This is a genomic window from Amycolatopsis sp. N2S4-7, from assembly GCF_058119595.1.
Map to the genome: position 1 here is coordinate 390,746 of NZ_CP172299.1, position 20,356 is coordinate 411,101.

The 20,356-nt window shown below is 74.4% G+C and carries 20 protein-coding genes and 1 pseudogene; 15 read left to right on the forward strand and 6 right to left on the reverse strand.

All coding sequences use genetic code 11. The annotated features are described in order from the left end of the window. Positions 1–39 precede the first annotated feature (39 nt). A complete protein-coding gene (locus ACH54P_RS01790) occupies positions 40–870 on the forward strand; it encodes a hypothetical protein (RefSeq protein WP_489910533.1) in 831 nt (276 codons plus the stop codon). Positions 871–1,270: 400 nt separating this feature from the next. On the opposite strand, the gene ACH54P_RS01795 is transcribed toward ACH54P_RS01790, so the two are convergent. Then, complete coding sequence (locus tag ACH54P_RS01795; protein ID WP_489910534.1) at positions 1,271–2,488, reverse strand: MFS transporter; 1,218 nt, start codon at positions 2,486–2,488, stop codon at positions 1,271–1,273. A gap of 81 nt (positions 2,489–2,569) precedes the next feature. Between ACH54P_RS01795 and pdxR the strand changes: the two genes are divergently transcribed. After that, on the forward strand, positions 2,570–3,985 hold the full coding sequence (pdxR, locus tag ACH54P_RS01800; protein ID WP_489910535.1) for a MocR-like pyridoxine biosynthesis transcription factor PdxR: 1,416 nt from the start codon (positions 2,570–2,572) through the stop codon (positions 3,983–3,985). Here the strand turns inward: pdxR and ACH54P_RS01805 are convergent. Together ACH54P_RS01805 and ACH54P_RS01810 are read right to left on the reverse strand one after the other, a co-directional pair. Continuing rightward, entirely contained in the window at positions 3,913–5,346 is a 1,434-nt protein-coding gene (locus ACH54P_RS01805; RefSeq protein ID WP_489910536.1) for an MFS transporter, read from the reverse strand. The genes pdxR and ACH54P_RS01805 overlap by 73 nt on opposite strands. A gap of 81 nt (positions 5,347–5,427) precedes the next feature. Beyond that, positions 5,428–5,904 carry an SRPBCC family protein gene (locus ACH54P_RS01810; RefSeq protein ID WP_489910537.1) on the reverse strand — a complete coding sequence of 159 codons (477 nt, stop codon included), beginning with the start codon at positions 5,902–5,904 and terminating at the stop codon, positions 5,428–5,430. 158 nt (positions 5,905–6,062) lie between these two features. On the opposite strand from ACH54P_RS01810, the gene ACH54P_RS01815 reads away from it, so the two are divergent. Then, entirely contained in the window at positions 6,063–6,581 is a 519-nt protein-coding gene (locus ACH54P_RS01815) for a bifunctional nuclease family protein (RefSeq protein WP_489910538.1), read from the forward strand. Positions 6,582–6,644: 63 nt separating this feature from the next. Continuing rightward, a pseudogene (locus ACH54P_RS01820) lies at positions 6,645–7,592 on the forward strand (sigma-70 family RNA polymerase sigma factor); the annotation flags it as partial. On the opposite strand, the gene ACH54P_RS01825 reads toward ACH54P_RS01820, so the two are convergent. Next, positions 7,589–8,074 carry a DUF2087 domain-containing protein gene (locus ACH54P_RS01825; RefSeq protein WP_489910539.1) on the reverse strand — a complete coding sequence of 162 codons (486 nt, stop codon included), beginning with the start codon at positions 8,072–8,074 and terminating at the stop codon, positions 7,589–7,591. The pseudogene ACH54P_RS01820 and the gene ACH54P_RS01825 overlap by 4 nt on opposite strands. 66 nt (positions 8,075–8,140) lie before the next feature. On the opposite strand from ACH54P_RS01825, the gene ACH54P_RS01830 reads away from it, so the two are divergent. From ACH54P_RS01830 to ACH54P_RS01850, 5 genes are read left to right on the forward strand one after another with little or no spacing between them, the layout of a single operon-like run. Beyond that, positions 8,141–9,790 (forward strand): fatty acyl-AMP ligase, encoded by a 1,650-nt coding sequence (locus ACH54P_RS01830; RefSeq protein ID WP_489910540.1) that lies wholly within the window; start codon positions 8,141–8,143, stop codon positions 9,788–9,790. After that, positions 9,783–10,040 (forward strand): acyl carrier protein, encoded by a 258-nt coding sequence (locus tag ACH54P_RS01835; protein ID WP_489910541.1) that lies wholly within the window; start codon positions 9,783–9,785, stop codon positions 10,038–10,040. The genes ACH54P_RS01830 and ACH54P_RS01835 overlap by 8 nt, the downstream gene beginning before the upstream one ends. Before the next feature lies 1 nt (position 10,041). Further along, complete coding sequence (locus ACH54P_RS01840) at positions 10,042–10,359, forward strand: hypothetical protein (protein ID WP_489910542.1); 318 nt, start codon at positions 10,042–10,044, stop codon at positions 10,357–10,359. Continuing rightward, positions 10,359–13,508, forward strand: a complete 3,150-nt coding sequence (locus ACH54P_RS01845) for a WXG100 family type VII secretion target (RefSeq protein WP_489910543.1) — start codon at positions 10,359–10,361, stop codon at positions 13,506–13,508. The genes ACH54P_RS01840 and ACH54P_RS01845 overlap by 1 nt, the downstream gene beginning before the upstream one ends. 8 nt (positions 13,509–13,516) lie before the next feature. Continuing rightward, positions 13,517–13,888 (forward strand): hypothetical protein, encoded by a 372-nt coding sequence (locus tag ACH54P_RS01850; RefSeq protein WP_489910544.1) that lies wholly within the window; start codon positions 13,517–13,519, stop codon positions 13,886–13,888. A 9-nt stretch (positions 13,889–13,897) separates the two neighbouring features. On the opposite strand, the gene ACH54P_RS01855 is transcribed toward ACH54P_RS01850, so the two are convergent. Next, positions 13,898–14,707 (reverse strand): class I SAM-dependent methyltransferase, encoded by an 810-nt coding sequence (locus ACH54P_RS01855; protein WP_489910545.1) that lies wholly within the window; start codon positions 14,705–14,707, stop codon positions 13,898–13,900. Between the two features lie 26 nt (positions 14,708–14,733). Here ACH54P_RS01855 and ACH54P_RS01860 point away from each other — a divergent pair, with 26 nt between their 5' ends. The 6 genes from ACH54P_RS01860 (at position 14,734) to ligD (ending at position 19,149) form a co-directional block, all read left to right on the forward strand. Further along, positions 14,734–16,311, forward strand: a complete 1,578-nt coding sequence (locus tag ACH54P_RS01860) for a glycoside hydrolase family 13 protein (RefSeq protein WP_489910546.1) — start codon at positions 14,734–14,736, stop codon at positions 16,309–16,311. Positions 16,312–16,413: 102 nt separating this feature from the next. After that, complete coding sequence (locus tag ACH54P_RS01865) at positions 16,414–16,602, forward strand: hypothetical protein (protein ID WP_489910547.1); 189 nt, start codon at positions 16,414–16,416, stop codon at positions 16,600–16,602. Next, a complete protein-coding gene (locus ACH54P_RS01870; RefSeq protein WP_489910548.1) occupies positions 16,602–16,787 on the forward strand; it encodes a hypothetical protein in 186 nt (61 codons plus the stop codon). Before ACH54P_RS01865 ends, ACH54P_RS01870 begins: the two co-directional genes overlap by 1 nt. Positions 16,788–16,844: 57 nt before the next feature. Continuing rightward, positions 16,845–17,399, forward strand: coding sequence for a hemerythrin domain-containing protein (locus ACH54P_RS01875; RefSeq protein WP_489910549.1), 555 nt, complete (start codon positions 16,845–16,847; stop codon positions 17,397–17,399). A gap of 5 nt (positions 17,400–17,404) precedes the next feature. Further along, positions 17,405–17,548 carry a hypothetical protein gene (locus tag ACH54P_RS01880; protein ID WP_489910550.1) on the forward strand — a complete coding sequence of 48 codons (144 nt, stop codon included), beginning with the start codon at positions 17,405–17,407 and terminating at the stop codon, positions 17,546–17,548. Positions 17,549–17,565: 17 nt separating this feature from the next. Then, entirely contained in the window at positions 17,566–19,149 is a 1,584-nt protein-coding gene (ligD, locus tag ACH54P_RS01885) for a non-homologous end-joining DNA ligase (protein ID WP_489910551.1), read from the forward strand. A gap of 201 nt (positions 19,150–19,350) precedes the next feature. On the opposite strand, the gene ACH54P_RS01890 is transcribed toward ligD, so the two are convergent. Next, positions 19,351–20,286, reverse strand: a complete 936-nt coding sequence (locus tag ACH54P_RS01890; RefSeq protein WP_489910552.1) for a PfkB family carbohydrate kinase — start codon at positions 20,284–20,286, stop codon at positions 19,351–19,353. Between the last annotated feature and the right edge of the window lie 70 nt (positions 20,287–20,356).

Consider the following 20,356-nt stretch of genomic DNA (forward strand, 5'->3'; position numbering starts at 1 on the left):
TCCGCCGCGTCCCTGTTTCGGGCAGACTGGTGCGAACGGGTGACGGGAGACAGGGTGCGTGGTTGTGGCCTGAAGGTGGCCATCTTCCTGGGGGCGGTCGTCGTGCTGACGGCGGGGATCGTCGTGGTGGTGGTGCTGACGCGCAGCCCGGTCCGGACGCCGGGCTGCACCGTGGCGCTGCCGGGCGAGAACGCGGCCGCGTACACGTTCACCCCGGAGCAGATGAACAACGCCGCGACGATCTCGGCCGTCGGGACGAAACTGGGGCTGCCGCCGCACGCGGCCACGGTCGCGCTGGCCACGGCGTTGCAGGAGTCGAAGCTGCGCAACCTCGAAGGCGGCGACCGCGACTCGGTCGGGCTGTTCCAGCAGCGGCCCAGCCAGGGCTGGGGGACGGTGGCGCAGCTGCGCGACCCGGTCTACGCGGCGACGGCGTTCTACGAGAAGCTGGAGAAGCTGCCGAACTGGGACACCCTGCCGATCACCGAGGCGGCGCAGGCGATCCAGCGCTCCGGCGTCCCGGACGCGTACGCGCAGTGGGAGCCGCAGTCCCGCGCCATGGCGGCGGCGTTCAACGGCCAGTTCCCGGCCGCGTTGACCTGCCGCAACCTGACGCTGGCCGCACCGGGCGACCTGGCGACGACGGCGTCCGGCGAACTCGGCACGACGAGCCTGAGCGGCCCCCACCCGGCGGCGCAGGGGTGGACGTACGCGAGCTGGCTGGTGGGCCGGGCGGAGGCGCTGGGCGTGGACAAGGTGAGCTTCGCCGGCCGGACGTGGACGGCGGAGTCCGGAGCCTGGGCCCCCGACCCGGCCGCGGGACCGGACCTCACGCTGCACCAGGCCCCGGCGGCGCAGCCCAGCGAGTAACGGCCCGGCTCGAACGCGCCACATGGGGCTCAGCGGGCAGCCGGGGCGCAGCGCACCCTGGGGCGCTGAGCGGGTGGCGGTGGCCCGGCGCGCCGTGGAGCGTTGAGGAGGCAGCCGGGGCGCGGCGCACCGTGGGGCGCTGAGCGGGTGGCGGTGGCCCGGCGCGCTGTGGAGCGTTGCGGAGGCAGCCGGGGCGCAGCGCACCCTGGGGCGCTGAGCGGGTGGCGGCGGCCCGGCGCGCCGCGGAGCGCTGAGCGGGCAGCCGGGGCGCAGGGCACCGTGGGGCGCTGAGCGGGTGGCGGTGGCCCGGCGCACCGCCGGGCCTGAGCGGGCGGTCGCGGCCCGGCGCGCAGCCGGGCCCGCCGCGGGCGGTCCCGGCCCAGCGGACCGCCGAAGGCCCTCAGCGCGTCGCCGCGGCCCAGCGGACCGCCGGGCCCATCGCCCAGCCCGCGGCCGCGAAGAGCGCGCCCATGAGGAGCCAGCCCGGCAGGCCCCAGCCGATGACCACCGTGCTCAGCAGGACCGGGCCGATCGCGCGCGCCACCGAGGTCCCCGTGCCGAAGAAGCCCTGGTACTGCCCCTGCCGGTCGGCCGGGGCGAGGGCGAAGCCGATCTCCCACGATCCCGCCGACTGCAGCATCTCGCCGAGCACCTGCACCAGCGCGCCGGCGACGAGCACCCCGAACGCCACCCACGGCGAGGTCCCCGACGCCGCGAACGCGAAGGCCACGCAGGAGGCGAGCAGCAGCACGCCGGACCGGCGGACCATCCGCGCCGCCGCGCCGATGCTCGCGAGCCGGCCCGCGACGCGGACCTGGAGCAGCACCACCACGACCGTGTTGAGCACGAACAGGGCGGACACCGTCCAGCCCGGCGCGGCCGTCCGTTCGACGATCCACAGCGGGATCGCGACGCTCAGCAGCGGCATGCGCAGCAACAGGATCGCGTTGAGCAGCGTCACCAGCGCGTACGGCCGGTCGCGCAGCACCGCCAGCTTCGGCTCGCCGGTGCGCGGGGACGCCGCCCGCGGGACCGCCGGGAGACCGTGCAGCAGCGCCGCCGTGACGACGAAACCGGCCGCGTCGAGCACGAAGACCGTCAGGTACGCCGAAGCCGTGTCGGCCGAGAGCGCGAGCCCGCCCAGCCCGGCGCCGACGGCGAGCCCGGCGTTGCCCGCCGACTGCAGGTGCGCCCGGACGCGCGTCCGCCGCCCGGGATCGGCCAGCGCGGCCAGCAGTGCCTGGCGGACGGCGGCGAGCCCGGTCTGGCAGCTGCCGTAGAGGCAGGCGGCGAGGACGAACAGCAACGGCGAGCGGACGGAGAGGAACGCCAGGATCGACCCGCCCGTCGCCAGGGCCAGCACGACGGCCGAGCCGCGCGCGCCGTGGCGGTCGGCGAGGTGGCCGAGCGGCACGCCGGCGACGGAGCCGACCGCCCAGCCGAGCGTGAGACCCAGCCCGACCTGCGCCGGGGTCAGCCCGACGATCCGGGTGAAGAACAGCACCGAGCACGTCAGGAACGCGCCGTCGCCGAGCGAGCCGGTCAGCTGGGCGGCGGCGAGCAGGCGGCCGGGGCGCCGGTTCGCCGGGGGCTTCGGGCGTTCGAGCGTCACCGTCATGCGAGCTACGTTAGGGCGGCACTTGGCCCGATCCCAGATCCAATTATGACTCTGTGGATTGGGCCAATGTAGGCTCACGGGATGGACTTCCACGTCAGCCTGGCCGGGCGTGGCGACCTCAGCGTCCGGATCTACCGGCAGCTGCGTGACGCCGTGCTGGACGGCAGGCTCCGGGCGGGGGAGCGGCTGCCGCCGACGCGGGAGCTGGCGCGGCGCCTGGCCGTTTCGCGCAACACCGTCGCGGTGGCCTACGACCGGCTCACCGCCGACGGCTTCCTCACCGGGCGCGTCGGCGCCGGCACGTACGTCTGCGCCGAGTTGCCCGCGCCCAAGCCGCGCAAGGCTCCTTCGGCGCGGGGCCCGCGGCCCAAGGCGATCTGGCGCTCGTTGCCGCCGGCCGTCGCCGCGCCCGCGGAGGAGCCGGTGTACGACTTCCGCGTCGGCATCCCCGACGCCGGGTTGTTCCCCCTCGAGACATGGCGGCGGCTGCTCTCGCGGGAACTCCGGGACGCCGTGGGGTTCACGCACTACGGGGACCCGGGCGGGCACGCGGGCCTGCGCGCGGCGATCGCCCGGCACGTCGGCGTCTCCCGCTCGGTGCGCGCCGACGCCGGCGACGTGCTCGTCACGCAGGGGGCGCAGCAGGCGCTCGACCTGCTCTGCCGCGTCCTGCTCGAGCCGGGCGACCGGGTGGCCGTCGAAGAACCCGGCTACCGGCTGGCGAAGCTGCTCTTCGCGTCCCACGGCGCCGAAGTCGTCGGAGTGCCGGTGGACGGCGAAGGTCTCGACGTCGCCGCGCTGCCGCCGCGGACGAAACTGGTGTACGTCACGCCGTCCCACCAGTTCCCGCTCGGCACGCCGATGTCCCTGGCGCGGCGCACCGCGCTGCTGGCGTGGGCGTCGCGCGCGGACGCCGTGGTTGTCGAAGACGACTACGACAGCGAGTTCCGGTTCTCCGACCGTCCGCTGGAGCCGTTGCAGAGCCTGGACCGCGGCGGGCGGGTGGCGTACGTCGGGTCGTTCTCGAAGACGCTGCTTCCCATGCTGCGCCTGGGGTTCCTGATCGCCCCGGCGTCACTGCGGGACGCCTTGCGCCACGCGCGGCAGCTGTCGGACTGGCACGGCGACCTGCCGGCCCAGGCGGCGCTGGCCCGGTTCGTCGACGAAGGCCTGTTCGCCCGCCACATCCGCCGCGCGACGAAGGTGTACGCGGAACGCCACGAGCGCATCACGGCGACCCTGGAAAGGGTTTTCGCCGGCCGTCTGGACCAGGTGCCCTCGGCGGCCGGCCTGCACCTGTGCGCGCTGGCGGAGGAGGGCCCGGACCTCGAAGCCGTCGCGGCCCGGGCAGCCGCGGCCGGCGCGGCGGTCCAGACGCTGGCCGACCTGTGCGGCGGATCCCCAAGGCCGGGCCTGGTCCTCGGTTACGGCTCGATCCCGTTGACGAGCATCGACGCCGGGCTCGCGGCGCTGGACGAGGCCTGGGGCTCCACGTAGTGGTCCGTGCGGCGCCGCGCCGCGATCAGGAGGCCGCCGGCGGAGGTCGCCACCGCCGTCGCCAGCACCACCGCCCAGCCCCGCCGGAAGTCGGCCAGGTCCGGGGTTCCCGCGAAGACCGCGACCAGCACCGCCGTGCCGAGGACCGTGCCGATCTGGCGCATCGTGTTGACCATCGACGAACCCGCGCCCCAGCGGGCCGCCGGGAGGACCGTGCCCACGACGCCCGACAGGCTCGGCAGGATCAGCCCGACCCCGATGCCCGTCAGCAGCTGGCCCGGCAGCATCGACGCCGGGTAGTCGGGCGCCGGACCCATGCGCAGCAACCAGACCAGCACGCCCGCCCCGAAGGACACCCCGCCGAGCGCGACCACCGGGCCCGGGCCGAAGCGGTGCACGAACCGGCCGCCGAGGATCGACACCGGGACCACCATCAGCGGCCCCGGGGCCAGGGACAGCCCGGCCACCAGGATCGAGTCGTGCCAGATCGACGTCAGGAACAGCACGTTGCCGAAGAGCATCGCGGCGAACCCGGCGGCGAACACGCCCGTGGTCAGGCAGGCCAGCCACAACGTCGGGACGCGCAGCGCCGGCAGGTCCAGCACCGGCACCGCGTGCCGCGCCGAGCGCAGCGGCACCCAGGCCAGCGCCACGACGGCCACCGCGAACGCCGGCACGACCTCGGCCGCGCCCCAGCCGTGGCCGGACGCCTCGACCAGCGCGTACGCCAGCGACCCGACGCCCACCAGGAGCCCGGCCGCGCCGAGCACGTCCGGGACGCCCGTGGTGGTGTCGCGCGACTCGCGCAGCACCCGCGGCCCGGCGAGCAGCGTCGCCGCGCAGATCGGCAGGTTGACCAGGAACACCCAGCGCCAGGAGGCCTCGACGAGCAGGCCGCCGACCGGCGGGCCGAGCGCCGCGGCCGCCGCGCCGACCGACGCCCAGACGCCGACGGCGAACGGGCGCCGGTGCGGCGGGAACGCCGTCAGCAGCAGCGCCAGCGACGTCGGCATGACCAGCGCCGCGCCGATCGCCTGCACCGCGCGGAACGCGATCAGCGCCGGGATGGACGGCGCGGCCGCGCACGCGGCCGAGGCGAGGGTGAACACCGCGACGCCGATGAGGAACAGCCGCTTCCGGCCGTACCGGTCGGCCAGCCGCCCGGCCGGGGCGAGGCAGGCGGCGAACAGCACCGTGTAGCCGTTGAGCACCCACGACAGCGTCGCGAGGTCGTCGCCGGGGAAGGCGGCCCGGATGCCGGGGAAGGCGATGGTGACGATGAACGTGTCGAGGCTGGCGAGGAACGCCGCCGTCGAGACGACCAGCAGCACGAGGCCGGGCTTCGGCGCGGTGGCGGTCATGTTCCTCCTAGGTTCGAAAAAGCAACCTAGCTGGAAACAGTGGGTCTCAACAAGAGACTGACCAGTTCGAAGCGATTTAGCTCACGCCGCGGCCGCGCGCTCCTCGGCCCGCGCCTTCAGCGCCGCGAGGGTATGTTCGATCGACCGGACGTTGTAGCCGGGCCGGTCCGCGCGGCCGGTCACGCGCGGGCCCATGAACTTCCGCACCACCCAGCTGCCGATCCGGTACCAGTTCTCGGTGACCACGCAGCCGGCCGCGCTCGGCGCCAGCACGTACTCCCACCGCGAAACCCGCGAGCCGAACGGCGTCCGCACGTCGAAGGCGAACCGGCGGCCCGGTTCGAACGCCACCACCCGCACCCGCGTCCACCACCGCAGCTCGCCGTTGCGGTTGCGGCCGCGGAACCGCGCGCCGAGCGCGGGGCCGGTGCCGTCCACCCAGCGGCCGCCGACGTTCTCCGGGCTCAGCTCGCCCATCCGCGGCAGGTCGGTGATCCACGACCAGACCGTGGCCGGGTCGGCGGGGACATCGGTGCTGCGGGAAATCGTCGGTTCCACGTCCCGACGGTGACAGCGGTACGCCCTGGGGGGCAAGGGATCCCGGCGTGGTGCGCAGCCGAGGAGAGCCCGGCTGAAAAACCCGCCCGCGGAACCGGGTTGTGCGCGGGCCATTCTGGGTACCTCGCGCGCGGAGGAGTCTCGACACGGAGGGTGCGGTGGTCAGCGTGATCCCGATCGAGGTCGTGGGGATGGCCGTCCCGGTGCCTGGTGAGGCGCCGTTGATGCTGCTGCGCGAGCCGGAGGGGGCTCGCCGCTGGCTGGCGATCATGATCGGGTACGGCGAGGCCGAGGCCCTCGTGCGGGCGCGGGAGCAGATCGCGCAGCCGCGCCCCGGCACGATCGAGCTGCTCGGCGACGTGCTCGCGGCGTTCGGCCAGGGCGTCGCCGCGGTCGAGCTGACCGAGGTGCGCGACGGGATCTTCTACGCCGACCTCGTGCTCGCCTCCGGCACCCGCGTCTCGGCCCGCCCGAGCGACGCGGTCGCGCTCGGCCTGCGCCAGGGCGCGCCGATCCGCGTCGCCGAAGAGGTGCTCGACGTCGCGTCCGTGCAGCTCGAGGTCGAGCAGGAGGCCGAAGGCCCGGCCGCCGACGTGCTGGACACCGAGGCCGAGGTCGCCCGGTTCCGCGCCGAGCTCGACGGCCTGCGGCCGGAGGACTTCGACGACCTGGGGTGAGAATCTTCTCCCGGAGGCGATGGATCCCGGCCGCGGCGCCGGTACACCCCCCGACGCCGGCCGGACGGGAGAACGATGCAGGACTTCGCCACGCGCACCGAGCCGCACCGGCGCGAGCTGCTGGTGCACTGCTACCGCATGCTCGGTTCGGTGCACGAGGCCGAGGACCTGGTGCAGGAGACCCTGGTCCGCGCCTGGAAGGCGTGGGCGGGCTACGACCCGGCCCGCGCGTCGGTGCGCACCTGGCTGTACAAGATCGCCACCAACGCCTGCCTCACGGCGCTGGAAGGGCGGGCGCGGCGGCCGCTGCCGTCCGGGCTCGGCGGCCCTGACGACCCGGGTGCGCCGCTGACGCCGTCCTTCGAAATCCCGTGGCTGCACCCGTTTCCGGACGCCCGCCTCGACAACCCCGGCCACCGCCTGGCGCGGCGGGGCACGCTCCGGCTGGCGTTGCTGGCGGCGATGCAGACGCTGCCGCCGAAGCAGCGCGCGGTGCTGATCCTGCGCGAGGTCCTGGAGTTCAGCGCGGCCGAGGTGGCCGGCTTCCTGGACACGACGCCCGCGGCGGTCAACAGCGCCCTGCAACGCGCCCGCGCCGGGCTCGGCGGCCTGTCGGCGGACGACGTCGGCGAACCGGACGACGCCGCCGTGGAAGCGGTCCTCGACCGCTACGTCGAGGCGTTCGAACGCGCCGACGTCGCGGGCCTGGTCGGGCTGCTGACGGAAGACGCCGTGATGGAGATGCCGCCGGTGCCGCTCTGGTTCCGCGGCCGCGACGACTACGGCCGCTTCCTGGAGCGCCTCTTCGCGATGCGGGGCCCGGACTGGCGGATGAGGCGCACGGCCGCCAACGGCCAGCCCGCGCTGGTGGCGTACTGCCGCGACGACACCGGCGTCCACCGCCTGCACACCCTGCAGGTGTTCACCGTGACCGGCGGGCGGATCGCGCACAACGTCGTGTTCGCCGATCCCGCCGTGCTGGCGCTGTTCGATCTCCCGGCGGTGGCCTAGCCCGCGGCCCGGGCCTCCGCGGGACGGCCGTAGGTGCCGCCGTCGTTGCTGCGCTGCAGCAGGCCGTCGTCCACGAGGTACCGGCGCAGCGTCGCGTGGTCGTCGTGGACCATCGACAGCTTTTCCCGGACGTCCTGCTCGGTGTAGAGGCGGCCGGGCTCGAACCGCTCGGCGAGGTACCCGAGCAGCGCGCGCCGCCTCGGACCCGAATGCGGGATCGCGACGAGCCGGCCGCGGCTGAACAGGGCCTCCAGGGGATCGGCGGGGGCTTTGGCGAGCGCTTCGCGAAACACCTCGGGGACGGCGCGGTAGCGGTTCCCGGCGAGCGTGACCAGGCCCGCCGAGAGCAGGCGCCGGGCGAGTTTCGCCTCCTGCCGGTCTTCGGCGACCGGGAGTCCGTCGGCCGCCGTGCAGATCCGGGCGAACAGGTGCAGCCGTCCGGCGTCCGCGAGCGCGGAGACCAGTGCTTCCGGTGAGGCCATGCCCGGACCGTACCGCGGCCGCCCCGACGGCGAACGGGATTTCGGCCGTCCAGTAGGTTGCGCAGCGTGCCCCGTCCGACCGAGCCGGTGACCGTGCCCGAGGAGGTGCTGCGCGCCTCGATCGTGGACCGGCTCTTCGCCCGCGCCGGCGACGACCGCCCGCTGTTCACCCACCAGGACCACACCCGCGGCACCGAGCACACGGTGACGTGGGCCGAGTTCGCCGCCCGCGTCCGCGTCGTCGCGGGGGAGCTGCGGCGGGTCGTGGCACCGGGCGAGCGCGTCGCCGTGCTCGCCGGTCAGGAAACGGCGTACCCGCTGGCGTTCTTCGGCGCGCTCGCCGCCGGGCTGGTCGCCGTGCCGCTGATGGCGCCGTCCACCCGCGCGCAGGCCGACCGGCTCGCCGGGGTGCTGGCCGATTCCGGCGCGCGGGTGTGGCTGACCTCCGCGGCCGCGGAGGCGAAGGTGCGCGAGAACGGGAACGGGGAACAGCTCGTCGTCGTCGACGAACTGACCGGGCCCGGGACCGATCCGGTGCCGGTGGACCCCGAGAGCCCCGCGTACCTGCAGTACACGTCGGGATCGACGCGCGAGCCCGCCGGCGCGGTGATCCCGCACCGGGCGATCACGGCCGCCTGCTGGCAGGGGAGCCGGGCCTACGCCGTCGACGAGGGCACCACCTGCGCCGGCTGGATCCCGTTCTTCCACGACATGGGCCTGATCCAGCTGCTGTGCCTGCCGGTCTTCGCCGGCGCGCGGTCGGTGTTCATGGCCCCGGCCGAGTTCGTGCACCGGCCGCGGCGGTGGCTGCGGCAGCTGGCGGACCACCCGGCGGTCTTCACCGCCGCCCCGAACTTCGCCTACGACCTGGCCGCCGACGCCGGCGCCGACGACGACCTGGACCTCTCGGACGTGCGGGTCGCGCTCAACGGCAGTGAGCCCGTCCGGCCGCGGACGGTCGAGCGCTTCCAGGAGGTCTTCGGGCCGTACGGGTTCCGGCGTGAAGCCCACCGGCCGTCGTACGGGCTCGCCGAAGCCACCGTGTACGTCGCGAGCGCGGGGCCGGAAGGGCCGCGCGGCGCGGTGTTCGACCGCGAGGCCCTCGCGCAGGGCCGGGCGGCCGAAACGCCGGACGGGCAGGAACTCGTGTCGGTGGGCCGTCCCGTCGGGCAGCTGGTCCGGATCGTCGGCGACGGGCAGGTGCGCCCCGACGGCGTCGTCGGCGAGATCTGGGTGCGCGGCCCGAACGTCGCCACCGGCTACTGGGGCCGCGGCGACGCCGCCGCGTTCGGCGCCACGCTCGACGGCCTGGGCGGCTGGCTGCGGACCGGCGACCTCGGCGTCGTGCACCGCGGCGACCTCTACGTCACCGGACGGCTGAAGGACCTCGTCGTCATCGACGGCCGCAACTTCCACCCGCAGGACATCGAGGCCGCGGCGGGGGAGGCCCACCCCGCGGTCCGCCGCGACCGCGTCGCCGCGTTCGGCGTCTCCGACGAACGCGGGGAAGGCGCGGTAGTGGTGGCCGAGTGGGTGCGCGGCGCCGAGGCCGACGTCAAGGAAGTGACCAGAGCGGTGCTGCGCGCGGTGTCGCGGGAGCACGACCTCACGCTCCGTGCGGTACATCTGGTCCCTTCCGGTGGCCTTCCGCGCACCTCCAGCGGCAAGGTCGCCCGGTCGGCCGCGAAGGCACGTTATGGTGGCGCCCGTGGGTGATCACCGCGCCGAGGTCACGAAGGTCGTCAGCGACACCTTCCGGCTCGACCCGGGACTCGTCGAGCCCGACGCCACCCTAGAGGAGCTGGGCATCGACTCGAAGGGCCGGATCCGCCTCCTGGCGGCACTGGAGATCTACTACGGGGTGACGCTCGAGCTGGACCAGCTCGAGCGGTTCACCGATGTGGGGTCCGTGGCCGACGTGCTCGCGGAGGCCATGGGAACTGGCGGAGCTGAGGAGAGGCGCTGAAATGAGCGGCGGGGGGTACACCGCGACGACGGAAGCGTTGTCGACGGCGTCCAAGACCATCGGTGACCTGGCGGAGCACCTGCTCGACGACAACCCGGACCTGCAGAACACGCAGGTGACCGCGGAGAAGTTCGGCCGGGCGCACGGCACCCACGCGGAAAAGTACACCGCGGGCGCGAAGGCGCTGTGGGCGGCGGTCTCCGGGTACAGCAGCACGCTGGGCTCGTTCGGCGCGAACCTGGGCACGGCGGGGTCGAGCTACAGCGCCAACGAGGACGACCAGGCGGGCGCCATCACCAACGCCGGGGGATCGCTCTGATGGCGAAGAAGTGGAGCGAGGTCAAGGCGCTGCTGGACGACCCCGGCATCCCGGCGGCGCAGAAGAGCACGCTGATCAGCAGCTGGCTGCGCGAGAACCCGCCACCGCCGCCGTTCCTGGCCGACCAGGAACCCGACGACATCAAGCAGAAGCGGCAGGAAGCCGACAAGTACGCGCACGCCTACAACGCGAACCCGCTGTTCGCCGGGCAGTCGGTCGACGACGCCTACGACAAGGCCAAGTCGACCGGCGACCAGAACTCCTACAACGAGGACCAGGAAAAGAAGGCCGTCGACGAGGGCAAGAGCAAGCTCGACGGCACCCAGCCGCCCGCGTCCGGCGACAGCGGGAGCGCGACCGGCACGAAGACGTCCGACGAGATCTTCGACGCCGCCGCGCCCGCGCTGAAGCTGTTCGAAACGTTCGGGTCGCTGCTGGCGAAGCTCCCCGCCGACTGCCGCGGCAACACCCGGGCCCTCGACCTCGACAAGGACATCCGGACGCCGTTCGACGAGCAGCGCGGGATCAGCTTCGCGGACTTCGTCGCCGACGCGGCGCACTTCAAGCGCGGTTCGGAGACGGTGGACCGGACGGTGCAGGACACCGGTTCCCAGCTGGGCAGCCTGTACCAGAGCTGGAGCGGCGCGGGCGCGGACGCGGCGTCGGACACGTACAACGACAAGATCCAGCCGAAAGCGGCGAAGCTGGCCCAGACGCTCGGCACCGCGAGCGAGGCGACGCTCACCACCGCCACGACGGTTTTCCAGCTGTGCAAGGGCAAGGCCGACGCGATCATCGGCATGTACACCGACCTGGTGGGCCGCGCCGACTACACGATGGCGCAGAAGGTGGTCGCGGTCGCCAGCGGCGAGCACGGCAGCAAGGACGACCTCGCCCAGATCGCGGGCTGGATGGACGTCAACTTCGGCACCAACCTGGTGAAGACCCTCAACGACGACGGCTGCTGCGACGACGACGAGATCACCCGCCACGGCCAGGACCTCGCGAAGCAGTGGGTGCAGAACCAGTTCAACCCCGACATGTGGGACCGGCTGTACCAGGGGTTCGTGAAGACCTGCAAGGACACGAAGGACCTGGTCGACCAGGCGTACGACGCGCTCGACAAGGTCATGGGCGCGGTCCGGAACGAGTTCGAGGGCGTGACCCTGCCCGGCGGCTCGGGCTCGGGTGCTCCCGGTGGCTCCGGTTCCGGTGGTTCCGGTGGTTCCGGTAGTGGCTCGGGGTCCGGTTCGGGTGGTTCCGGGGGTGGTTCGGGTTCCGGTTCGGGCATTCCCGACGGTGGTTCGGGTTCCGGGTCCGGTTCGGGTGGCTCCGGGGGTGGTTCCGGCTCGGGCATTCCCGGTGGTGGCTCGGGTTCCGGGGCGGGCCCGGGCATTCCCGATGGCGGCTCGGGCGCCGGGGCTTCCGGCGGGGGCTCGGGTTCCGGTGGTTCGGGCTCGGTTCCCCCGATCCCCGACGGGACCACGCCTTCCGCGAGCGGTTCCGGCTCGGGCGGCGGCCCGGGATCCGGCGGCGGTGGCCCGGTGCCGTCGATCCCGGACGTGTCCACCCCGTCCGGCGGCGGCTCGTCCGGCGGCGGATCCGGCGCCTCGTCGGGCCAGGACGACGCGGCCGCCGCGCAGGAAGCGGCGAAGCAGCAGGCCGTCGAGGCCGCGGAGGCCGCGAAGAAGCAGGCGTCGGAGGCGTTGGGTTCCTTCGACGGGGACCCGATCAAGACGGAGCCGGGCGCCGGCGCGGGTCTGGGCGGCGCGGGTTCGCCGGGCGGCCAGGAGGCGGCGGCCGCGGCCGCGGAGGCGGCGAAGAAGCAGGCCTCGGACGCCCTCGGATCGTTCAGCGGCGACCCGATCAAGACGGAACCCGGCGGCGGGCTCGGCGACACGCCCGGTTCGACGGGCGGCGGAGAGGCAGCGGCCGCGGAGTCGGGCGCCGGTGCCGGATTGGGCGGCGGTTCGGGTTCGCCGGGCGGTGGTCAGGAAGCCGCGGAGGCCGCTGCGGAGGCGGCGAAGAAGCAGGCTTCGGAGGCGCTGAATTCGTTCGACGGCGACCCGATCAAGACCGAGCCGGGCGACGGGACGGATGCCCCGGACGGCAAGGAAGCCGCGGAGGCCGCCGCCGAAGAGGCGAAGAAGCAGGCCTCGGACGCGTTGGGCGCCATGGACGGTGACCCGGCCGGCGAAAATGGCGAAGACGGCGACCAGCCCGACACGCTGAAGGTCAAGCAGGGCGACAAGACCTTCGAGATGTCCGAACCGGACCACGACGGCAAGATGGACATCAAGGTCGGCGACGGTTCCGGCCCGCTGAAGGACTTCAAGCTCGACTGGACCGACGAAGGTCCACAAGGGACGGACGACGTCCACTGCCCGGGACCGGACGGCAAGATCCACATCGAGGACGGCGACCTCAAGATCACCGCCGAGCGGCCCGACGGCCCGGACGGCGCGACCGTGGTCACCGTCGACGACGGCACCGGCACCCCGACGACCTACACCCTCGGCGAGGACGACAAGCCGTCCCTCGGCGACACCCCCGGCAAAACCGGACTCGACGACGACCTGCCGACCCACCGCGGCACCCTCGAGGACCTCGCCCCGCACAGCGGCGGAACCGACGGCCCTTCGCACGGCGGCGGTGGTGATGGCGCTTCCCACGGCGGTGACGGCGCATCGCACAGCGGCGGTGGTGACGGCCCCTCCCACGGTGGCGCATCCCACGATGGCGGCGCTCCCCACGGCGGCAGCGGCGGCGGCGAGGGGCTCGCCGCGCACCACGGCGGCGGGTCCGTCCCCTCAGCCGCCGGTTTCGGCCCGGGCGGCGCCGGAAACCCGGCCGGGCTCGGCGAAACCCCGATGTCCGGCGGTGCGCACACCGGCGCCGGAGCCGCCCAGCCGCAGCCGGCGGCCTTCGCGGCCGCGGGGGCGAGCGGCCCGGCGGGCCAGTCGATGTCCGGGATGCCGGGCATGGGCGCCATGGGCGGCGGCGCGCACGGCGGCGGCGGGGGAGACACCGAACGGTCCCGCGCCTACCGCGTCGAGGGCGCCGTCTTCGACAACCTCGGTGAGCCCGCCAGCCGGATCACCGGTTCCCTGATCGACGGCGAAGAGCCGCCGTCCGCCCGGACCTGGTAGGAGGACGCATGAGCGACATCGCCGGGATGAAGGCCGAGCTGGACGGTCTCGTCCGGGAGCAGGCCGAGCGCCGCGCCCTGCGCGAGCAGCGCGGCGAGGAGATCAAGGCCCGCTCCCACGAGTACATGACCAAGCAGGTGCAGGCGGCCGAGCGGTACGTCCAGCACCGCCGCGAGCTCGGCCAGCGCAAGACGAAGGCCGGCTGGAGCACGGACCGCTCGAGCACCGAGCCCGCCTCGGCCTTCGACACGAACCCCTTCGGCGACGAACCCGCGGCCCCCTTCGCGACCCGCCCGTCCGCCCGTGACGAGGCCCCGCGCCGCGCCCGCCGCCACCGCGCGGGAGAAGAGGACGACGCCTTCGACAACAACCCCTGGTGAGGCTGCGGGTCACGGCCGCCAGAGGTCGACCGCGATGTCACGCAGGCGCTCGCTGAACGTCCCGGCCGGGCTCGCGCGGTGCAGCAGCTCCCGCAGCTCGGCCTCGAACTCCGCACGGCGCTCCCCGAACAGGTGCGGCGTCGAGCTGGACAGCGAGAACACCTTCGCGACGACGTCGTCCGCCGTGCGCGGGACCACCCGGCCCGGGACCGAAAACCGCAGCGGCCCGCCGAACCCCGCGGCCCGGTAGATCTCCGATTCCCCGCCCGGCGTGCCGTGCGGGAGGTGGCCGCGGCCCGCCCGCCGCACCGGGCCGAGGTACTTCCGCACCAGGTCCTCGATCGCCGCGTGCGGGGTGGAGTCCTCGACGCCCTGGTGCGTCGTCGCGTGCACGTGGGCGCAGAAACCGCCGGGCTCCAGCATGGCGCGCACCGCCGCGGCGACCCGCGGCCGGTCCAGCCAGTGGAAGGACTGGGCGAAGGTCACCAGCCGGAACCGGCCCAGCCCGGCCGGCAGCTCCTCGGCGCGCCGGTGCACCCACCGGCAGTTCCGGATCCCCGCCTCCGCAGCGAGCCGGCCCGCTTCGGCGAGCATGTCCGCGTCGGCGTCGAGCCCCACCGCCTCCTCGAACCACCCCGCCAGGAGCAGCGTCAGGGAACCGGGCCCGCAGCCGACGTCGAGCAGGCGCCCCGACCCGTCGAGCCCCGCCTCGGCGGCGAAGGCCGTGGCGAGCGCCTCCGGGTAGGCGACGCGGCCCCGCGCGTAGTACGCGGCGCTGCCCGAATAGAGGGACGGATCTCCGTTGGGCGCGTCGGTCACGACCCCAGCGTAGATACTCGGGTGTCATGGACAACTGGTGGCGCGACGCCGTGGTCTACGAAGTCTACGTACGCAGCTTCGCCGACGCGGACGGCAACGGCACCGGGGACCTCGCCGGCCTGCGCGCCCGTCTCGGCCACCTGGCCGAGCTGGGCGTCGACGCCGTGTGGACCACGCCGTGGTACCGCTCGCCGATGGTCGACGGCGGCTACGACGTCGAAGACCACCGGTCCGTCGATCCCCTGTTCGGCACCGACCCGGACGCGCTCGCACTGGTCACCGAGGCGCACCGGCTCGGGCTGCGGGTGCTGATCGACGTCGTGCCGAACCACACCTCCGACGCCCACCGGTGGTTCCGGGCCGCGCTGGCCGCCGGGCCCGGCTCGCCCGAACGCGCGCGCTACCACTTCCGGCCCGGCCGCGGGGCGAACGGCGAGCTGCCGCCGACGGACTGGCGCAGCGTCTTCGGCGGACCGGCCTGGACCCGGGTCCCCGACGGCGAGTGGTACCTGCACCTGTTCGCCCCCGAACAACCCGACCTCAACTGGGACCACGCCGAAGTCCGCGCCGACTTCGAGGACCTGCTGCGGTTCTGGTTCTCCCGCGGCGTCGACGGCGTCCGCATCGACGTCGCCCACGGCCTGCTCAAGGACCCGGCGTTCCCCGACCTCGGCGCCGACGACGAAGAGATCGCGCGGCCTCCGGACCGCAGCCGGCACCCGCACTGGGACCTCGACGGCGTGCACGACATCTACCGCACGTGGCGGAAGATCGCCGGCGAGTTCGGCCCGGACCGGGTGTTCGTCGCCGAGGCGTGGGTCGACCGGCCCGACCGCCTCGCGCGGTACGTCCGCCCGGACGAGCTGCACACCGCGTTCAACTTCGACTTCCTGCGCTGCGCCTGGGACGCCGGCGCGCTGCGCGAGGTGATCGACCGGACCCTCGAGGCCCTGCAGGCGGTCGGCGCGCCCGCGACCTGGGTGCTGTCCAACCACGACGTCGTCCGGCACGTGACGCGGTTCGCCGACTCCGGTGATCTCGCGCTGGGCCGCCGGCGGGCGCGGGCCGCGCTGCTGCTGATGCTCGCCCTGCCCGGCGGCGCCTACCTGTACCAGGGCGAGGAACTGGGCCTGGAGGAGGTCGAGGACCTGCCCGAGGCCGTCCTCGCCGATCCGACGTGGGAACGCTCCGGCCGCACCCGTCGCGGCCGCGACGGCTGCCGGGTCCCGCTGCCGTGGTCGGGGACGGCACCGCCGTTCGGGTTCACCCCCGACGGTGTGCCGCCGTGGCTGCCGCAGCCCGCCCGGTGGCAGACGATGACCGCGCGGGCGCAGGCGGCGGACCCGGGCTCGATGCTCCGCCTCTACCGCGCCGCCCTCGCCGCGCGGCGGGCGCACCCCGCGCTGGGAGACGGGACGATGACGTGGCTGCCCGCGCCGGAGGGAGTGCTGTCCTTCGCGCGGGAGCCGGGTTTCGGCTGCGTGGTGAACCTGTCCGCCGAGCCGTCCGCGCTGCCGGACGGTGCCCGGGTGCTGCTGGCGAGCGCGCCGCCGGACGGTAACCGGGTGCTGCCGGACTCGGCGGTATGGCTCGACGGGAGTTGAGCGGGCACCGCCCGGAAAGGTTCGGTGGAGCGGTGTGAAAGCCGCGGCGACGGGGTATCCGGTCGCGTTCGTTTCGCCGCCGAATGAACCGGAGGTCGTCCGATGCCCGTCCGAACCGCCACCCCGCCCGCCACCGACGTCGTCGGCCTGGCGCTGGAAGTCCTTGCGGCCCAAGGCTTGAGCGGCCCGGCCGCGCACGCCGCCCTGGTTTCGATGGCGCGGGAAAGAGGGCTGGCGGTGGGGCGGTGCGCGGCGCTGGTCGTGGCCGCGGTCGACGGGCGGGTGGGCTGATGGCCGTCACCGGCGGGTTTTCGCGGGCCGGGAACGACGACACCGCCTCGGTGGGCGGGGGCGTGCTGCTCGCCGTGGGGCTGGTCGTCGCGTTCTTCTCGTGGTGGTCGTGGTGGACGGTGGCGGGGATCGCGCTGACCGCCGCGGGCGCGCTGTGGCTCACAGTGGCGAACCGGGACGAGTAACCCGCCCGCGACGGGGAAAGCCTCCGAGCGACCATCGAGCGAGGAGGAGGTTCTCCCATGGCGGGGAACGAGGAAGACGTCATCGAGCTGCTGCAGCGGCAGCACCGGGAGATCCGCGAGCTGTTCGCCGGGCTGGAGACCGCCGAGGGCGACCGGCGGCGGGAGCTGTTCCACGCCCTCGTGCGGCTGCTCGCGGTGCACGAGACGGCCGAGGAAATGGTGGTGCACCCCGAGATCCGCGACCTCGAACCCGCGGCCCGGCCCGTCGTCGAAGCCCGGCTGGGCGAGGAACACCGGGCCAAGGAGCTGCTGACCACCCTGCAGAAGATGGGCACGGAGGCCGACGGGTTCGACACGCTGCTCGTCCAGCTGCGCGAGGACGTGCTGGCGCACGCCGAGCACGAGGAACGCGAGGAGTTCCCGCTCCTGCGGGCGCACCGGCCGCCGGAGCGGCTGCGGGCCATGGCGGCCACCGCCAAGCTGGCCGAAGCGGTGGGGCCGACCCGGCCGCACCCCGGCGTGGAGAGCGCGAAGGCGAACCTCCTGCTGGGCCCGCCGGCGGCGATCATGGACCGCGCGCGCGACCTCATCCGCTCGGCGTTCGGGGGCTGACCGCGATGACGTCCGACGAATCGGAACCCGGCGAGCTGCCCGACCCCGAGGAGTTCGCGGAGGAGGCCGGGACCGACCCGACCCCGCAGGAAGTGGACGAGTACCAGGAGCTGGCGAAGAAGCGGGCGCCCTGGTCGTCGCCGTCCTGACTGGGTACCCCGTCTCCATGGCAGACGTCCCGGCCCGCAAACTGCGGCGTTACCAGGAGATGCGCGACTTCGGCCGGACGGCCGAGCCGGCCGGCGGGGACGCGCCCGCCGCCGACGGCCACCGGTTCGTGGTGCAGCGGCACCGGGCGCGCCGGCTGCACTACGACTTCCGGCTGGAGCTGGACGGCGTGCTGGTCAGCTGGGCGGTGCCGAAGGGCCCGACACTGGACCCGAAGGTCCGCCGGCTGGCCGTCCACGTCGAAGATCACCCGATCGAGTACGCCGGCTTCGAGGGCGTGATCCCGCGCGGCGAGTACGGCGGCGGGGACGTCATCGTCTGGGACCGCGGGGTGTGGCGGCCGGTCGAGCCCGACCCGGCCCGCGCGATCGAGGACGGCACGCTGCACTTCGACCTCGAGGGCGAGAAGCTGGCCGGGCGGTTCGTCCTGGTCCGCACCCGCCGCGGCGACGGGGACAAGGAGCAGTGGTTCCTCCTGCACAAGCAGGACGAGCACGCCACCGCCGGCTGGGACGCCGAAGACCACCCGCGTTCGGTGAAGAGCGGCCGCACGAACGACGAGGTGGCGGCCGCCCCGGACGCGTTGTGGCACGGCGACCGGCCGGCCGCCGAGGCGGAGGAAGCGGTGGGATTCCCGGCCGCGACCGACGACGAACTGGCCGCCCTCGACGCTCTCGGCGCCAAGGGCAAGTGGTCGGTCGCGGGCCGGGAGCTCGCCCTGACCAACCTGGACAAGGTGCTCTTCCCGGCGGCCGGCGGCGGCGAGCCGGTCACCAAGCGGGACCTGATCCGGTACTACGTCACCGTCGGGCCGGTGATGCTGCCGTACCTGGCCGGCCGCCCGCTCAACACCCAGCGCTTCCCGCAGGGCGTCACCGAGCCCGGGTTCTGGCAGAAGGAGGTCCCGGGGCACGCGCCCGGCTGGCTGACGACCTGGCGCAACGAGCGCGCGGAGGAGGGCGAGAGCCAGCGGTACGTGGTGGCCGACAGCGTCGCGACGCTGGCCTGGCTGGCGAACTACGGCGCGCTGGAGCTGCACGCCTGGACCTCCCGCGCCGTCGACGTCGACCACCCGACGTGGGTGCTGTTCGACATCGACCCGGGACCCGAGACGTCCTTCGGAGAGGTGCTGGAGCTGGCCCGGCTGCACCGCACCGCGCTCGAGCACCTCGGCCTGACCGGGCGGCCCAAGGTGACCGGGCAGCGCGGGATCCAGGTGTGGGTGCCGATCGCGCCGCGCTGCACCTTCGAGCAGACCCGCGCGTGGGCGGAGACGGTGTCCAGGACGATCGGGCGGGTCCTGCCGGACCTGGTCAGCTGGGCGTGGACGAAGGACAAGCGCCGCGGCCGCGCCCGGCTGGACTACACGCAGAACGTGCTCAACAAGACCCTGGTCGCGCCCTACAGCGTGCGTCCCCGGCCGGGTGCCCCGGTGTCGGTGCCGCTCGAGTGGGACGAGCTCGAGGACCCGGACCTCGCCCCGGACCGCTGGACGATCCGGGAAATCCCCGCACGCCTGGCCGAGCGCGGCGACCCGTTCGCGGTGCTGCTGGGGCGGGAACAGTGGCTGCCCGGCCTGTAGCGGGGGGCAGGCGTCGACGGTCTCCAGCTGCGGTTGCAGCCGGTCGAGGTCCGGGGCGGGTCAGCTGCTCCCGCCCGCGCCCGGCGACTCGTTCGTGGTGCTGCTCGGGCGGGAGCAGCGGCTGCCGGGCCTCCAGCCGGGGTGAGGCGTAGACCAGGCCTCTAGCGGAGGTGACGGCGGCTGCCGGGCGTCCAGCCGGGGTCAGGCGTCGACGGTCTCCAGCTGCGGCTGCAGCCGGTCGAGGTCGGGGCGGGTCAGGTGCGGGCGCCCGCCCGCGTGCTCGGTCGTCGCCGCGGCCGCCGCCACCGCCAGGCACGCCGCCGTCTCCAGGGGCCGCCGCCGGGTGAGTGCGGCGGTCAGCGTGGCGACCAGCGCGTCGCCGGCGCCCGTGGGGTCGACGACCTCGGTCTCGACGTGCGGCACGAACCAGGTGCCCTCCGGCCCGGCGAACAGGTTGCCCTGCCCGGACACCTCCAGCACGACCAGCGACGGCCCGCGCCGCCGCAGGTCGGCGGCCGCCCGGGCTGCCGCGGTGACGTCGTCCACCGGCCGACCGGTGAGCAGCTCGGCCTCGTGGCCGTCGGCGCGCAGGACGTCGGCGAGGGCCAGCAGGTCCGAGGTGAGCGCGTCGTCCTGCGGCGCGCCGTCCAGGACCACGCGCGTGCCCGCCGTGTGCGCGAGCCGGGCCGCCAGCAGTGCCGCCGCGGCCGGCTGCTGCAGCTGGACGATGAGGGAGCCGGCGGCCGAGATCGGGGCCGACGCGGCGAAGACGTCGGTCTCGGTGAGCAGGGTGCCGTCCGGGACGTGCTCGAGGTAGCGGCGGCGGCCGTGGTCGTCGACCACGTCGACCAGCAGCGCCGTCTCGGCCCCGGGCCGGCGGACCACGTGCGAGGTGCCGATCCGGTCGGCCCTGGCCTGGGCGAGCAGCGTGTCGCCGGTGCGGTCCTGGCCGACGACGCCGACGAGCGACACCGACGTGCCGAGCTGGCTCAGGGCCACGGCCTGGTTGGCGCCCTTCCCGCCGAGCAGCTCCTGCCGGTGCCGCACCGGCGCCGACGAGTCCGCGGCCGGGGCGTCCGGCACCTCGATCACCAGGTCGCGGGCGATCTGCCCGACGACAACCACTTCGCTGAACATCACCGGTACCGCTGGTCGGTCATGGCGCCTCCTCGGATCACTGGTCGGCTACCCCGCCCGCGACGGCGGG

Excerpts from the sequence above, each read along its gene's own strand:
- ACH54P_RS01795 (WP_489910534.1), bottom strand. The coding sequence starts at position 2,488 with ATGACGGTGACGCTCGAACGCCCGAAGCCCCCGGCGAACCGGCGCCCC.
- pdxR (WP_489910535.1), top strand. The coding sequence starts at position 2,570 with ATGGACTTCCACGTCAGCCTGGCCGGGCGTGGCGACCTCAGCGTCCGG.
- ACH54P_RS01805 (WP_489910536.1), bottom strand. The coding sequence starts at position 5,346 with ATGACCGCCACCGCGCCGAAGCCCGGCCTCGTGCTGCTGGTCGTCTCG.
- ACH54P_RS01825 (WP_489910539.1), bottom strand. The coding sequence starts at position 8,074 with ATGGCCTCACCGGAAGCACTGGTCTCCGCGCTCGCGGACGCCGGACGG.
- ACH54P_RS01840 (WP_489910542.1), top strand. The coding sequence starts at position 10,042 with ATGAGCGGCGGGGGGTACACCGCGACGACGGAAGCGTTGTCGACGGCG.
- ACH54P_RS01845 (WP_489910543.1), top strand. The coding sequence starts at position 10,359 with ATGGCGAAGAAGTGGAGCGAGGTCAAGGCGCTGCTGGACGACCCCGGC.
- ACH54P_RS01850 (WP_489910544.1), top strand. The coding sequence starts at position 13,517 with ATGAGCGACATCGCCGGGATGAAGGCCGAGCTGGACGGTCTCGTCCGG.
- ACH54P_RS01860 (WP_489910546.1), top strand. The coding sequence starts at position 14,734 with ATGGACAACTGGTGGCGCGACGCCGTGGTCTACGAAGTCTACGTACGC.
- ACH54P_RS01865 (WP_489910547.1), top strand. The coding sequence starts at position 16,414 with ATGCCCGTCCGAACCGCCACCCCGCCCGCCACCGACGTCGTCGGCCTG.
- ACH54P_RS01870 (WP_489910548.1), top strand. The coding sequence starts at position 16,602 with ATGGCCGTCACCGGCGGGTTTTCGCGGGCCGGGAACGACGACACCGCC.
- ACH54P_RS01875 (WP_489910549.1), top strand. The coding sequence starts at position 16,845 with ATGGCGGGGAACGAGGAAGACGTCATCGAGCTGCTGCAGCGGCAGCAC.
- ACH54P_RS01880 (WP_489910550.1), top strand. The coding sequence starts at position 17,405 with ATGACGTCCGACGAATCGGAACCCGGCGAGCTGCCCGACCCCGAGGAG.
- ligD (WP_489910551.1), top strand. The coding sequence starts at position 17,566 with ATGGCAGACGTCCCGGCCCGCAAACTGCGGCGTTACCAGGAGATGCGC.
- ACH54P_RS01890 (WP_489910552.1), bottom strand. The coding sequence starts at position 20,286 with ATGTTCAGCGAAGTGGTTGTCGTCGGGCAGATCGCCCGCGACCTGGTG.